Origin of the sequence: Pseudomonas sp. P7758 (genome assembly GCF_013386485.1) — a bacterium.
In the GTDB taxonomy this organism is placed as follows: Bacteria; Pseudomonadota; Gammaproteobacteria; order Pseudomonadales; family Pseudomonadaceae; genus Aquipseudomonas.
Genome location: NZ_JACARS010000058.1, coordinates 20,834 through 33,667, shown reverse-complemented (window position 1 = coordinate 33,667; position 12,834 = coordinate 20,834). Strand labels below are relative to the sequence as shown.

General features: G+C 61.2%; 10 protein-coding genes and 1 tRNA gene. 3 read left to right on the top strand and 8 right to left on the bottom strand.

Going from position 1 to position 12,834, the window contains the following annotated elements:
• Positions 1 to 30: 30 nt before the first annotated feature.
• Complete coding sequence (fpr, locus tag HX873_RS12480) at positions 31 to 810, top strand: ferredoxin-NADP reductase (RefSeq protein ID WP_003189055.1); 780 nt, start codon at positions 31 to 33, stop codon at positions 808 to 810.
• Positions 811 to 928: 118 nt separating this feature from the next.
• Here the strand turns inward: fpr and tsaA are convergent, their stop codons facing one another.
• From tsaA to rimO, 5 genes are all read right to left on the bottom strand, one after another.
• Positions 929 to 1,624 (bottom strand): tRNA (N6-threonylcarbamoyladenosine(37)-N6)-methyltransferase TrmO, encoded by a 696-nt coding sequence (gene tsaA, locus HX873_RS12475; RefSeq protein WP_102369819.1) that lies wholly within the window; start codon positions 1,622 to 1,624, stop codon positions 929 to 931.
• Positions 1,625 to 1,628: 4 nt separating this feature from the next.
• Positions 1,629 to 2,090, bottom strand: a complete 462-nt coding sequence (locus HX873_RS12470) for a DUF1456 family protein (RefSeq protein WP_003208629.1) — start codon at positions 2,088 to 2,090, stop codon at positions 1,629 to 1,631.
• Positions 2,091 to 2,167: 77 nt separating this feature from the next.
• On the bottom strand, positions 2,168 to 2,878 hold the full coding sequence (locus HX873_RS12465) for an rRNA pseudouridine synthase (protein ID WP_003208627.1): 711 nt from the start codon (positions 2,876 to 2,878) through the stop codon (positions 2,168 to 2,170).
• Between the two features lie 71 nt (positions 2,879 to 2,949).
• On the bottom strand, positions 2,950 to 3,423 hold the full coding sequence (locus HX873_RS12460; protein WP_177122735.1) for a GNAT family N-acetyltransferase: 474 nt from the start codon (positions 3,421 to 3,423) through the stop codon (positions 2,950 to 2,952).
• Between the two features lie 103 nt (positions 3,424 to 3,526).
• Positions 3,527 to 4,867 carry a 30S ribosomal protein S12 methylthiotransferase RimO gene (rimO, locus tag HX873_RS12455; RefSeq protein WP_003208624.1) on the bottom strand — a complete coding sequence of 447 codons (1,341 nt, stop codon included), beginning with the start codon at positions 4,865 to 4,867 and terminating at the stop codon, positions 3,527 to 3,529.
• Between the two features lie 301 nt (positions 4,868 to 5,168).
• Here rimO and HX873_RS12450 point away from each other — a divergent pair, with 301 nt between their 5' ends.
• Positions 5,169 to 7,070, top strand: coding sequence for a potassium transporter Kup (locus tag HX873_RS12450; RefSeq protein ID WP_003208622.1), 1,902 nt, complete (start codon positions 5,169 to 5,171; stop codon positions 7,068 to 7,070).
• 54 nt (positions 7,071 to 7,124) lie between these two features.
• On the opposite strand, the gene HX873_RS12445 is transcribed toward HX873_RS12450, so the two are convergent.
• The 3 genes from HX873_RS12445 to HX873_RS12435 all read right to left on the bottom strand — a co-directional run bounded on the left by HX873_RS12445 (position 7,125) and on the right by HX873_RS12435 (position 11,410).
• Positions 7,125 to 8,411, bottom strand: coding sequence for a virulence factor family protein (locus HX873_RS12445; RefSeq protein WP_177122734.1), 1,287 nt, complete (start codon positions 8,409 to 8,411; stop codon positions 7,125 to 7,127).
• Entirely contained in the window at positions 8,411 to 11,053 is a 2,643-nt protein-coding gene (gene mprF, locus HX873_RS12440; RefSeq protein WP_177122733.1) for a bifunctional lysylphosphatidylglycerol flippase/synthetase MprF, read from the bottom strand. The genes HX873_RS12445 and mprF overlap by 1 nt, the downstream gene beginning before the upstream one ends.
• Before the next feature lie 280 nt (positions 11,054 to 11,333).
• Positions 11,334 to 11,410, bottom strand: a tRNA-Met gene (locus HX873_RS12435).
• 291 nt (positions 11,411 to 11,701) lie between these two features.
• Here HX873_RS12435 and dinB point away from each other — a divergent pair.
• Positions 11,702 to 12,760, top strand: a complete 1,059-nt coding sequence (dinB, locus tag HX873_RS12430) for a DNA polymerase IV (protein ID WP_003208617.1) — start codon at positions 11,702 to 11,704, stop codon at positions 12,758 to 12,760.
• Positions 12,761 to 12,834 lie beyond the last annotated feature (74 nt).

Here is a 12,834-nt window from a genome sequence, read left to right as displayed (position 1 = left end):
CGCAGACCCATTTCCAGGAGTCCCCCGTACATGAGCAACATGAACCACGAGCGTGTCCTCAGTGTTCATCACTGGAACGACACTCTGTTCAGCTTCAAGTGCACCCGCGATCCGGGCCTGCGCTTCGAGAACGGTCAGTTCGTGATGATCGGCCTGCAACAGCCCAACGGCCGCCCGCTCATGCGCGCTTACTCGATTGCCAGCCCGAACTGGGAAGAGCATCTGGAGTTCTTCAGCATCAAGGTGCCTGATGGCCCGCTGACTTCCCAATTGCAGCACTTGAAGGAAGGCGACGAGATCATCATCAGCAAAAAACCGACGGGCACCCTGGTGCTTGACGATTTGAAGCCGGGCAAACACCTGTACCTGCTCAGCACCGGCACTGGCCTGGCGCCGTTCATGAGCGTGATCCAGGACCCGGAAACCTACGAGCGTTTCGAAAAAGTGATCCTGTGCCACGGCGTGCGTTACGTCAACGAAGTCGCCTACCGCGAATTCATCACCGAGCACCTGCCGCAGAACGAGTTCTTCGGCGAGGCCCTGCGTGACAAGTTGATCTACTACCCGACCGTGACCCGTGAGCCGTTCGAAAACGAAGGCCGCCTGACCGACCTGATGCGCAGCGGCAAGCTGTTCAGCGATATCGGCCTGCCGCCGATCAATCCTGAAGACGACCGCGCCATGCTGTGCGGCAGCCCAAGCATGCTGGATGAAACCAGCGAAGTGCTCAACAGCTTCGGTTTGAAGGTTTCCCCGCGTATGCGTGAGCCGGGCGACTACCTGATCGAGCGTGCGTTCGTCGAGAAATAAGCGCGACGCAAAAAAATGTGGGAGCGGGCTTGCTCGCGAAAGCGGTGTAACAGTCACCAGATGTATTGACTGATCCACCGCTTTCGCGAGCAAGCCCGCTCCCACATTTGTTTCCGGTTTACCCGGCCGACACGACTTCCAGCACACAAATCATCCCGGCTTCGGGATAGTGCCAGCGCACATCAACATCCCAGAACTGCGCCCCGTATTCCCGCTCCGGCCCCGGCGTCTGGTACGCCGGCCGTGGATCCTGCGCCAGGCACTGCTCGATCAACGCCACCAATGGCTCGCCAAGGCGCTGAGCGTGGCCTTCTGCCTGTTGCAGCGCAGTCTTCAGCCACTGCACGGGAATCAGCGGTGGCGCAGCGCTGGCGATGCTGTTGGTCGCAGTGTCAACTATGTCTGCGTACGGCACGTACGGCTTGATGTCGAGAATCGGTGTGCCATCCAGCAGGTCGATCCCGGATATCCACAGGCGCCCATCTTCCACCTTGTCCAGCTTGACCACTGACTGGCCGATGCCGTTGGGCCGGTGCGTCGCGCGGGTGGCGAACACGCCCATGGACGTGTTGCCACCCAGGCGAGGCGGGCGCACTTTCAGGCGGGGCTTGTCTTCCAGCGCCTGGTGGAACAGGAACAGCAGCCACACATGGCTGACCTGTTCCAAACCCTGCACCGCCTCACCCTGGTCGAATGGCGCCACCAACTCCAGCACGCCCCGGGCGGCAGGCGCCAGTTGTGGCTGGCGCGGGATGGCGAACTTCTCCTTGAAGCAGGAGCGGACAAAGCCGATGGGCGAGACGCTGTAGTTCACGGGTTTAGGCGCGAACGCGCAGGGTCAAGCCCTTGAGGAAGTTGCGCAACAGCTGGTCACCACAGGTGCGGTAGTTGGTGTGGCCGAACTTGCGGAACAGTGCGCTCAGCTCAGGCTTGGACACCGGGAACTCGGAGGCCTTGAGGATTGCGTGCATGTCGTCTTCCTTCAGTTCGAAGGCCACGCGCAGTTTCTTCAGGACGATGTTGTTGGTCACCGGCAGTTCGATCGGCTGCGGTGGACGGCTCTCGTCCTTGCCGCGCTTGAAGATCACCAGGCCATCGAGGAAATGCGCCATGACTTCGTCCGGGCAGAACACGAAGCCTTCTTCCTCGTCTTTCTTGAGGTAGGTCAGCAGGTCGTCCTTGGTGACTTCCATGCCGCCGAGCTTGATGATCTCGACCATCTTGTTGTCGCTGATGTCGAGCATGTAGCGCACGCTGCGCAGTACGTCATTGTGAATCATGGTGGGCAATCCTGGTCATTCAACTGTGGACACCGCCCAGGCAGGCGGTATCGAGAGATTCGGCGGCGAAAAAAGTCTTAGAACTTTTCTTTGCCGGACAGATAGCGCCATTGGCCTACCGGCACTTTGCCGATGGAGACTCCGCCAATGCGGATGCGTCGAATGGCGACGACTTTCAGGCCGACGGCTTCGCAGAACAAGGCAATCACACCCGGTTGCGGGTTTTTCAGCGCAAAGCGCAGGCGGTTCTCGTTCTGCCAGCTGGCTTTCACCGCCGGCAATTCCTTACCTTTGTAGGTCAGGCCATGGTTGAGGCGGTTCAGGCCGTGGGCGACCATGTCGCCGGACACCTCCACCACGTATTCCTGTTCGATCTTGTTCGCGTCAGCGGTCAGCTTGCGCAAAATCTTCCAGTCCTGGGTGAACACCAGCAGGCCGCTGGCCTTGGCTTGCAGGTCACTGCTGGCGGTCAGGCGCAGGAAGTGGCCCTTGAGCGGGCGCTTGCTGAAGCGGTGTTCTTCCGACAGGGTCTCGGCGTTGATCGACGCCATGGCTGTCTCGGCATCCACGCCGGCGGGGGCGTGGAACAGGATGGTCACCGGCTCCGGCGCTGTGGCCTTGGCCTCAGGGTCAAGCTCGACCTTCTGGGTGGTGACCTTGAACTGCGGCTCGTCGATCACTTCGCCGTCCACCGTGACCCAGCCGCCTTCGATGAACAGCTCAGCCTCCCGACGGGAGCAACCGACCAGTTCGATGAGGCGTTTGGAGAGGCGTAGGGGTTCAGTCATGACAAGGGCCGAAACAAAAGGGGGCGGCTATTGTACCTGTGTGGCGCCGGTTAATCCCGGCTCCATTTCATTTAGCCGCGACGCGCCTGTGGCTGGGCCTGGCGCAAACGCATGTGCAGCAACGGATAAGGCTGGCCCATGCCGTCATGGTCCGTGCGTCCGATCACCTCAAAGCCTTGCTTGAAGTAAAAGCCCAGGGCCTGCGGGTTCTGTTCGTTGACGTCCAGTTGATCGGCATTCATCGACTCGATGGCATAGCGCAGCAATTGCCGGCCCAGGCCCTGGCCACGGTGCTCGGGGTCGATAAACAGCATCTCGACCTTGCCCGCGGCCACCCCGGCAAACCCGGTGATGCGCTGGCGCGAGTCCTTGGTGCAGATCAGCATCACCGCGTCGAGGTAGCGGGTCAGCACCAGGTTTTTCAGCAACTCGATGTAACTGTTCGGCAGGAAGTCATGGGTGGCCCGCACCGAAGCCTCCCAGATGCGGGTCAGTTCCTGATAGTCGCTGGATTTGGGTGTATGGATAACCGAATGCTGACGCATGCCCGCTGCCCCTTGCCGATGATTGGCGCCGATGGGCAAAACGATAGACCTAAAAAAGCCCCGCATCTTGTCCAGAGGCAGGGCTTTTTCAATTCTTTACACCTTATGCGCGTTTTTCAGCCCACAGGTCGTACTCGTCGGCGTCGGTCACGGTGCACCAGACCTTGTCGCCTGGCTTCAGGCCGCTGGCATCGTCGATGAACACGTTACCGTCGATTTCCGGTGCATCGAAGAAGCAGCGGCCTACAGCGCCTTGCTCGTCGACTTCGTCGATCAGTACTTCGATCTCACGGCCGATGCGCAGTTGCAGGCGCGCCGAGCTGATGGCCTGCTGGTGCGCCATGAAGCGCTCCCAACGGTCCTGCTTGACGTCGTCCGGCACGATGGCAGCGTCCAGCAGGTTGGCCGGAGCACCTTCCACCGGCGAGTACTGGAAGCAGCCGACGCGGTCCAGCTGGGCCTCGGTCAGCCAGTCCAGCAGGTACTGGAAGTCTTCTTCGGTTTCGCCGGGGAAGCCGACGATGAAGGTGGAGCGGATGATCAGGTCCGGGCAGATCTCGCGCCAGTTCTTGATGCGCGCCAGGGTCTTGTCTTCGAAGGCCGGGCGTTTCATGGCCTTGAGGATTTTCGGGCTGGCGTGCTGGAACGGGATGTCCAGGTACGGCAGGATCTTGCCGGCGGCCATCAGCGGGATCAACTCGTCAACGTGCGGGTACGGGTAAACGTAGTGCAGGCGCACCCATACGCCGAGGCTGCTCAGGGCTTCGCAGAGTTCGGTCATGCGGGTTTTCACCGGCGCGCCGTTCCAGAAGCCAGTGCGGTATTTGACGTCGACGCCGTAGGCGCTGGTGTCCTGGGAGATCACCAGCAGCTCTTTCACGCCGGATTTGACCAGGCGCTGGGCCTCGTCCAGCACGTCGCCCACCGGGCGGCTCACCAGCTTGCCGCGCATCGACGGGATGATGCAGAAGCTGCAGCTGTGGTTGCAGCCTTCGGAAATCTTCAGGTAGGCGTAGTGGCGCGGCGTCAGCTTGATGCCCTGCGGCGGCACCAGGTCGATCAGCGGGTTGTGGTCCTGGCGCGGCGGCACTACGTCGTGCACGGCGTTGACCACTTGCTCGTACTGCTGCGGGCCGGTCACGGCCAGCACGCTTGGGTGCACGTTGCGGATGGCGCCTTCTTCCACGCCCATGCAGCCGGTGACGATCACCTTGCCGTTTTCCTTGATGGCTTCGCCGATCACTTCCAGGGACTCGGCCTTGGCCGAGTCAATGAAGCCGCAAGTGTTGACCACCACCACGTCCGCGTCCTGGTAGGTGGACACGACGTCATAGCCTTCCATGCGCAGTTGCGTAAGGATGCGTTCGGAGTCGACCAGAGCCTTTGGGCAACCCAGGGATACAAAGCCGACCTTGGGGTTGGCTTTTGCGATGGTGGTGGACATGTCTAACCTCGGTATTGAATGACGCCGCCCGTCGTGCACGAAAGGTGGCGGATGGGCACTTGGTGTGCCTCTGATCAAAAAGTGCGCAATTCTAGCGACGGGAATCGCTCTTGACCAGCTTTATGCAGGGAAATACGACGAGTGCTGCGCTATGCTTCGCGCCGTTGCACCTGAGTGAATTTCCTCGGTCAATAAATCGTCTGTAACGAGAAGTAAAACAGCGCATGCTGTGGACAGCATAGGCGCCCGCAGCAGGCGCGCTGTTTATAAAAGACCGCAGGTCAAAGGGCAGGAGTGGTTGATGGGTCAGGCAAGTAGTCAGGCAGCAGGTGCCGAGCAGTCCAACGCAAAGCCGATCGGCATGCTGGTGGCGGCAGTGGGGGTGGTTTACGGCGATATCGGCACCAGCCCGCTCTACACCCTTAAAGAGGTGTTTGCTGGCGGTTATGGGGTTCAGGTCAATCACGACGGGGTCTTCGGGATCCTGGCGCTGATTTTCTGGTCGCTGGTCTGGGTCGTTTCGATCAAGTACGTGCTGTTTATCCTGCGCGCGGATAACCAGGGCGAGGGCGGCATCATGGCCCTGACGGCTTTGGCCCGGCGGGCGGCGGCACCTTACCCCAAGTTGCGTTCGGTGCTGGTGATTCTCGGCCTGATCGGTGCGGCGCTGTTTTACGGCGACAGCATGATCACCCCGGCGATCTCGGTATTGTCGGCGGTCGAAGGCCTGGAACTGGCGTTTGATGGCCTTGAGCGCTGGGTGGTGCCGCTTTCGCTGGTGGTGCTGGTGGGGCTGTTCCTGATCCAGAAACATGGCACGGACCGCATCGGCAAGCTGTTCGGCCCGGTGATGGTGCTGTGGTTCCTGGTGTTGGCCGGCCTGGGCATCCATGGAATCATCCAGCACCCTGAGGTGCTCAATGCCCTCAACCCTGTGTGGGGCGTGCGCTTCTTCATCGTTCACCCTGGCATGGGCGTGGCGATTCTCGGTGCGGTGGTACTGGCATTGACCGGCGCCGAGGCGCTGTACGCCGACATGGGCCACTTCGGACGCAAGCCGATTGCCCGTGCCTGGTTCGCCCTGGTGCTGCCGGCGTTGGTGCTCAACTACTTTGGCCAGGGCGCGCTGCTGCTGGAAAATCCAGAGGCAGCCCGCAACCCGTTCTACCTGCTGGCACCGGAGTGGGCTCTGGTCCCGCTGGTGGCGTTGTCCACTTTAGCCACCGTGATTGCTTCCCAGGCGGTGATCTCCGGGGCGTTCTCCCTGACCCGTCAGGCGATCCAGCTCGGTTACATCCCGCGCATGCATATCCAGCACACTTCCAGCGCCGAGCAAGGCCAGATCTACATCGGCGCGGTGAACTGGTCACTGATGGTGGGCGTGATCCTGCTGGTGCTGGGCTTCGAGTCCTCCAACGCCCTGGCTTCGGCCTACGGTGTGGCGGTGACGGGCACCATGTTGATCACCAGCATTCTGGTGTCGGCGGTGATGCTGTTGCTGTGGAAATGGCCGCCGGTACTGGCTATCCCGGTGTTGATCGGTTTCCTCTTGGTGGATGGGCTGTTCTTTGCCGCCAACGTGCCCAAGATCGTGCAGGGTGGTGCGTTTCCGGTATTGGCGGGGATTGTGTTGTTTATCCTCATGACCACCTGGAAGCGCGGCAAGGAGCTGCTGGTGGACCGGCTGGACGAAGGTGGGCTGCCGCTGCCGATCTTTATCAGCAGTATCCGTGTGCAGCCGCCGCATCGCGTGCAAGGCACGGCGGTGTTCCTGACCGCACGCCCGGATGCCGTGCCCCATGCCTTGCTGCATAACTTGCTGCATAACCAGGTGCTGCATGAGCAGGTGGTGCTGTTGACGGTGGTCTACGAAGACATCCCGCGTGTACCGGCCCAGCGTCGTTTCGAGGTCGATTCCTATGGCGAGGGCTTCTTCCGGGTGATCCTGCACTTTGGTTTCGTCGATGAACCGGACGTGCCCGAAGCGCTGAAGCTATGCCATCTGGATGACCTGGACTTCAGCCCGATGCGCACCACCTACTTCCTCAGCCGCGAAACCGTGATCGCGTCCCGCATCAAGGGCATGGCGCGTTGGCGCGAAGGGTTGTTCGCGTTCATGCTGAAGAACGCCAACGGCAACCTGCGCTTCTTCAAGTTGCCGGTTAACCGGGTGATCGAGCTCGGCACTCAAGTAGAAATGTAAGCCCAACAAAAAGCCCCCGGTGCCTTGCGGCAGCGGGGGCTTTTTTGTGGGCGCTTATTCGGCCGGGGTCTTGCCCTGGCGCTTCTCGATGATGTCTACCAGACGCTTGGCCAGCGCCGGGTAGTTCTCGTCGAAGTGATGGCCGCCAGGCAGCTTCACGGCTTCGCCGACAGCGGTCTTGTCGGTACAGCCGCTCTCGTCGACTTCTTCGGCACCGTAGATGCACACCACCTTGTCGGCCGGCAGCTTGGCCATTTCCGGGCCGGTCGCAGCTTCCTTGCCGGCGTTGCCCAGCCAGCCTTCCACTTCGATCTCGAAGCTGCCGGTGCGGGCGAAGGCCAGCAGGATGATCGCGTCTACACGCTGCTGCTCGTTTTCCGGTAGGCGGTTGTAGATGGCCGGCAGCACATCGGCGCCGAACGAGTAGCCGGTCAGCACGAAGCGCTTGGTACCCCATTTCTGCCGGTAGTGCTGCATCAGCTCGGCGAGGTCCTTGGCGCTTTGTTCCGGGGTCTTGTGCTGCCAGTAGTAGCGCAGGGTATCGATGCCCACCACCGGGTAGCCGATCTTGGCCATTTCACCGGCCACGTCGCGGTCCAGGTCACGCCAACCGCCGTCACCGGAGAGGAACAGGGTGACGGTGTCCTTGGCCTGGCCAGCCGGCACTTCGACCACCGGGATCGCCAGGCCGCCGTTGTCCGAGCCCACCAGTTGCTTGCGCAGCTCGTTGTTCAGCACTTGCGGGTAGTGAACGTCGTAGTCGCTGATGCTGGTGGTGGCACGCGGTGTGTCGCGTACGAAACTGGCAGCATCATCGTCAGGGTTATCGTTCCAGGCCACCAGCCAGCTACCGTGGGCCGAAGTCTTCGGCAGCGGGTCGTTGCAGCCTGGCTGCGCCAGCGCGAAGCCGACGGAGATGGCATTGGCCTTGTCGTCGTTCTGCGCGGCCAGCCAGCGCCAGGCCAGGGCTGCGCCAGGGCCGATGCCGCTGACCAGGGTCGCTGGGCCGGCAAGCTGGCCCAGGGCGGTTTGCAGGGCTTGTTCCTGCAGCTTGCAGTCATCCTTGGGCAGGATCACCTGGACGATCTGCGCTGCGCCGCCCTGGCTCAGGGCGATCAGTTGGCTGTCGGTCAGGATTTCGTCGGCCAGCACGGCCACGGCCACGCGGGCCTTGGGCGCGGTACCCGGGGTGACGCGGGTCAGGACCGTGCCATCGGCCTGGGGCAGTTGTTCCAGAGTCGGTTGCGGTGCAGGGCGGTTCCAGTACCAGTAGCCGCCACCGAGGATCAGTGCCAGTACCACCAAAAATGCCAATACATACCGCCAGGAGCGTCGAATCATCAGCGTTTCACCAATCCAGTCAAGCCGCCCGCAATCAGGGCGGCGGTGTCGGCCAGTGCCACCAGCGGATCAAGTCCTGCGGGCACGGCCATATAACGGGGTTCCCAGTCAGGCTGGAACTTGTCTTTGAAGCGGCGCAAGCCTTGGAAGTTATACAGTTGCTCGCCACGGCGGAACACCATCGAGCCCAGGCGTTGGGTCAGCGGGGCGCCACGTCGTGGTTGCAGGCCCGACAACGGCACCATGCCGAGGCTGAAGCGGGCGTAGCCATGGTTCTTATAATGTTGAATCAGGCCGACCATCATGAATTCCATGGTCAGTTTCGGCGCGTCCGGGTGCGCACGCATCAGGTCGAGACTGGCCAGGTCGTGGCTGTAGGTCTCAAGCAGGTTCGCAAACGCTACCGGGCGCCCTTCGAAGCGAATGATCGCAATACGAAAGTGCTTGAGGTAGTCGTCGCTGAATCGTCCAAGGGAAAAGCCTTTTTCCCGCACGTTCTTGCCGGTCAGCCATGCGTCGGAGATGACTTTCAACTCCTCCATCGGGGCCTGGCCGGGTTCGTGGATCTCCAGGGACAAGCCATCACGGGTCCCGCGGTTCCAGGTGTAGCGCAGGTCCTTCATCTCTTTGCCCTTGGCTTCCAGGTCAAAGCGTTTGAGGTCGACCCGGGCTTCTTCACCCAGTTTGATCGCGGTGAGGCCGATGTCCATGTAGTACGGCAGGTTCTCCGCGCGCACCTGGTAGAACACCGGGCGGGCGTGGTGAATGTCGCACAGGTCGCGGAACTGCCAGATCATCTCGGCCCGTTGCAGGGTCGGGCCAATCGGATCGTACAAGGCCACCAGGCTGCGACCGCGACGAGCGTACATCAGGAACGCTTCGTCGTTGGGATGAAACAGCAGGGCCTTGTCGCCGGTCAGCGCCAGGCCGCCGTCGGGTTGTGCAGAGTTCATCAGGATCTTGGTGGCGCGCTCCAGTTCATCCGGTGTCGGCAAGTGGATGATCGGGCGCGCGGTACGCAGCAGCCAGGTCAGCGACACCACCACCAGCACCACGGCCGCGCCCAGCAGCGAACGCAGGCCCCGCGGGGCGTTGGCGTCGAGGGTGAACTGCCACCACAACTGATGGCTATAGGGCACGTCCTGGTAGGCGAACAACAGCAGCCAGATTGACGCACCGAGTACGCACACGCTGGCCACCAGGTACAGCGGCGAGAACGGCAGTTCGGTCAGGCGGCTGGCGCGATAGAACGAGCGCCGGAAGATCGCCAGCAGCACCGCCGTCATGGTCATCAGGCTGGCTTCTTCCCAGTCGAAACCCTTGAGCAGGGAGAGCAGGGCGCCGGTCAGCAGCAGCACCATGGTCAGCATCCACGCCGCGGACAACCGTCGACGCAGGCCCTGGGCCAACAGAAGGCAGAGCACGCCGATCAGGCTGGCACCAAAGTGCGAAGCGTCAATCAGGCGATGAGGAATCAGGAAGCCGATGTTTTCCAGGCGTGAGTCGATTTCCGGGGTTGCGCCGGAAAACAGCAGGACCACGCCTGACAAAAAAACCAGTACGGCCAGGATCGGCGCAGCGAGGCCCGAGGCCGCGCGCAGGCTTTGTTGCGTATGGAACAGGCGCTGGGCTTCATTGACCAGCAGGAACACACAAGCGATCAACAGCGGCAGCACCACATAGATCATCCGGTACAGCAGCAGTGCGGCCGCCAGTGGCGCGGCACCGAGCTTGTCGGCGAAGGCAGCCAGCAGGATTGCTTCGAACACCCCGACGCCACCGGGTACATGGCTGAGCACACCGGCGGCCAGGGCCAGCAGGTACACCAGCAGGAACGGGCCAAAGGGCGGAGCTTCCGGCAGCAGCATATACAGCACGGTAGCGGCCGCAGCCACGTCGAGGGCAGTGATGATCAGTTGCAGGAAGGTCAGGCGACGGCCCGGCAGGCGCAAGGTGCGACGCCCGGCCCTGACCAGCAGGTTGTCCGGATACGGTTGTTCCGGCAGGCGGCGGCGGTAGATGCCGACGCACAGTGCGGCTGTTAACAGCAACACAGCGCCGGCGATACCGCCGAGCAGGCTGGCGGGTAGATGCAGGGCATTGGACGCGGCAGGCAGGTTGCTCAGGGTGGCCAGCGCAGCGAGCGGCGGCAGGGCGCAACCCAGGGCCAGGCTGGCAAACACGGTCATGCGTGCCACTTCCGAAGCGCCGATGCCATACCGTGCATATAAACGGTAGCGTACCGAGCCGCCCGAGAGCATCGACAGACCAATCGCGTTACCGATGGCGAATGCGGTAAAGCCGCCGTAGGCCAGAGTCTTGGCAGGCAGCTTCACGCCGGCATAACGGGCACCGGAAAATTCATAGCCCAACAAAATGATAAAGCCGGCGACAGCAGCACCGAACGCACCCAGCAGTGCAGGCTTGGGTACTTCAAGGATTGAATCGTGGAGCGCGTACAGATCCAGTTCAAGCAACAGGTGGCGACAGGCGATAAGGGCGATTGCGAACAGCAACAAGGTGACGGCCAGCCCGATGGGTTGGCGGTATTTGCTCAACAGATCCAGCCAGCGCAAACGGGTGGGAGTGATCGGTTGTGTCGCTGTGACAGAGTCTTGTGGTTCAGACGAGTTGGCGCGCATCAATCACCTCGTGGATTGTGCGCGACAGGATGGAGGTATCCAGCCAAGTTACCAATCCCTATGGACAAAATAATTACAAATATTAACGCGTATCGCGAAGTGCGGCGACAGCGCCCATTGGTCGTAGAAGGACAGTGCTTGAAGACTTAGCATAGCTTGCAATGAGATGGACTCTACAAACCGTGTACGGTTTCATGAAAGATGCCATGCCATTGTTTCAAAAGGACTTTTTCGTCAGATACAAAAAAGGCCACTCTTTCGAGCAGCCTTTTTTGATGTTTGGTTGCGGGAGCCGGATTTGAACCGACGACCTTCGGGTTATGAGCCCGACGAGCTACCAGACTGCTCCATCCCGCGTCTGTGTGTCGGCATTCTACAGAGGAACGCGAGTGTGTCAACCGCTGATTCAAAGAAAAGCGCTTGTGGTTCAATCGGTTAGCTCTCCAAGGTGGCCCCTTGATAGGCCGCGGGGCCAGTCTGGCCGAGGCTTTCAGCTCTATTGGGGGGTGTGTTTCGATTGAGAAAATGAATTCACCTGCGAATTTTCCTACCGCTTAAGCGGAAGATTCAAACTACTGGTGCTATATACAGGTGTGAGTGAGATACTGCCGGCCTGTCCGTTTTCTGCCCAGAACCACTGCCTTATATATGACGCAGCGCAAAATCATCCACGTCGACTGTGATTGCTTCTACGCCGCCATCGAGATGCGCGACGACCCGACCCTGGCGCAAAAGCCCCTGGCTGTCGGTGGCTCGGCAGACCGTCGCGGGGTGATCGCCACCTGCAACTATGAAGCACGGGCCTATGGTGTGCGTTCGGCCATGTCGTCCCGCCATGCCCTGAAGCTGTGCCCGGACCTGACCATCGTCAAGCCGCGCATGGATGCTTATAAAGAAGCATCAAAGGAAATCCAGACGATCTTTCGCGACTACACCGACCTGATCGAACCGTTGTCCCTGGACGAAGCCTACCTGGACGTCTCCGACAGCCCGCATTTCGGCGGCAGTGCCACGCGCATTGCCCAGGACATTCGCCGGCGGGTCTCCAACCAGTTGCACATCACCGTTTCCGCGGGCGTGGCGCCGAACAAGTTTCTCGCCAAGATCGCCAGCGACTGGAAAAAGCCCAACGGACTGTTTGTGATCACCCCCGACCAGGTGGAAGACTTTGTCTCGGCGCTGCCGGTGAAAAAGCTCCACGGCGTGGGCAAGGTGACGGCCGACAAGCTGGCGCGGCTGGGGATCGAGGACTGCCTGCAACTGCGGGAGTGGAACAAGTTGGCGCTGGTGCGAGAGTTCGGCAGTTTTGGCGAGCGGCTTTGGAGCCTGGCGCGTGGGATTGATGACCGGGTGGTGCAGAACGACAGCCGCCGGCAATCCATCAGCGTGGAAAATACCTACGATGTCGACCTGCCGGACTTGCCCAGTTGCCTGGAAAAACTGCCGGAGCTGATGGACACCCTGGCCGGGCGCATGGCGCGCATCGACAGCAGTTATCGGGCGGGCAAGCCGTTCGTCAAAGTGAAGTTTCACGACTTTACCCAGACGACCCTGGAGCAGGCGGGGGCGGGGCGGGACCTGGAGAGCTACCGGCAGTTGCTGACCCAGGCGTTCAATCGCGGCGACAAGCCGGTGCGATTGCTGGGAATAGGCGTGCGTTTGCTGGATTTGAGCAACGGCAACGAGCAGCTCCAATTCCCCTGGTAGAAACCGAAAACCAAATGTGGGAGCGGGCTTGCTCGCGAATGCGGTGTGTCAGTTGACGCATGTGCTGGCTGACA

Excerpts from the sequence above, each read along its gene's own strand:
- mprF (WP_177122733.1), bottom strand. The coding sequence starts at position 11,053 with ATGCGCGCCAACTCGTCTGAACCACAAGACTCTGTCACAGCGACACAA.
- fpr (WP_003189055.1), top strand. The coding sequence starts at position 31 with ATGAGCAACATGAACCACGAGCGTGTCCTCAGTGTTCATCACTGGAAC.
- rimO (WP_003208624.1), bottom strand. The coding sequence starts at position 4,867 with ATGTCCACCACCATCGCAAAAGCCAACCCCAAGGTCGGCTTTGTATCC.
- dinB (WP_003208617.1), top strand. The coding sequence starts at position 11,702 with ATGACGCAGCGCAAAATCATCCACGTCGACTGTGATTGCTTCTACGCC.
- HX873_RS12460 (WP_177122735.1), bottom strand. The coding sequence starts at position 3,423 with ATGCGTCAGCATTCGGTTATCCATACACCCAAATCCAGCGACTATCAG.
- HX873_RS12445 (WP_177122734.1), bottom strand. The coding sequence starts at position 8,411 with ATGATTCGACGCTCCTGGCGGTATGTATTGGCATTTTTGGTGGTACTG.
- HX873_RS12450 (WP_003208622.1), top strand. The coding sequence starts at position 5,169 with ATGGGTCAGGCAAGTAGTCAGGCAGCAGGTGCCGAGCAGTCCAACGCA.
- HX873_RS12465 (WP_003208627.1), bottom strand. The coding sequence starts at position 2,878 with ATGACTGAACCCCTACGCCTCTCCAAACGCCTCATCGAACTGGTCGGT.
- HX873_RS12470 (WP_003208629.1), bottom strand. The coding sequence starts at position 2,090 with ATGATTCACAATGACGTACTGCGCAGCGTGCGCTACATGCTCGACATC.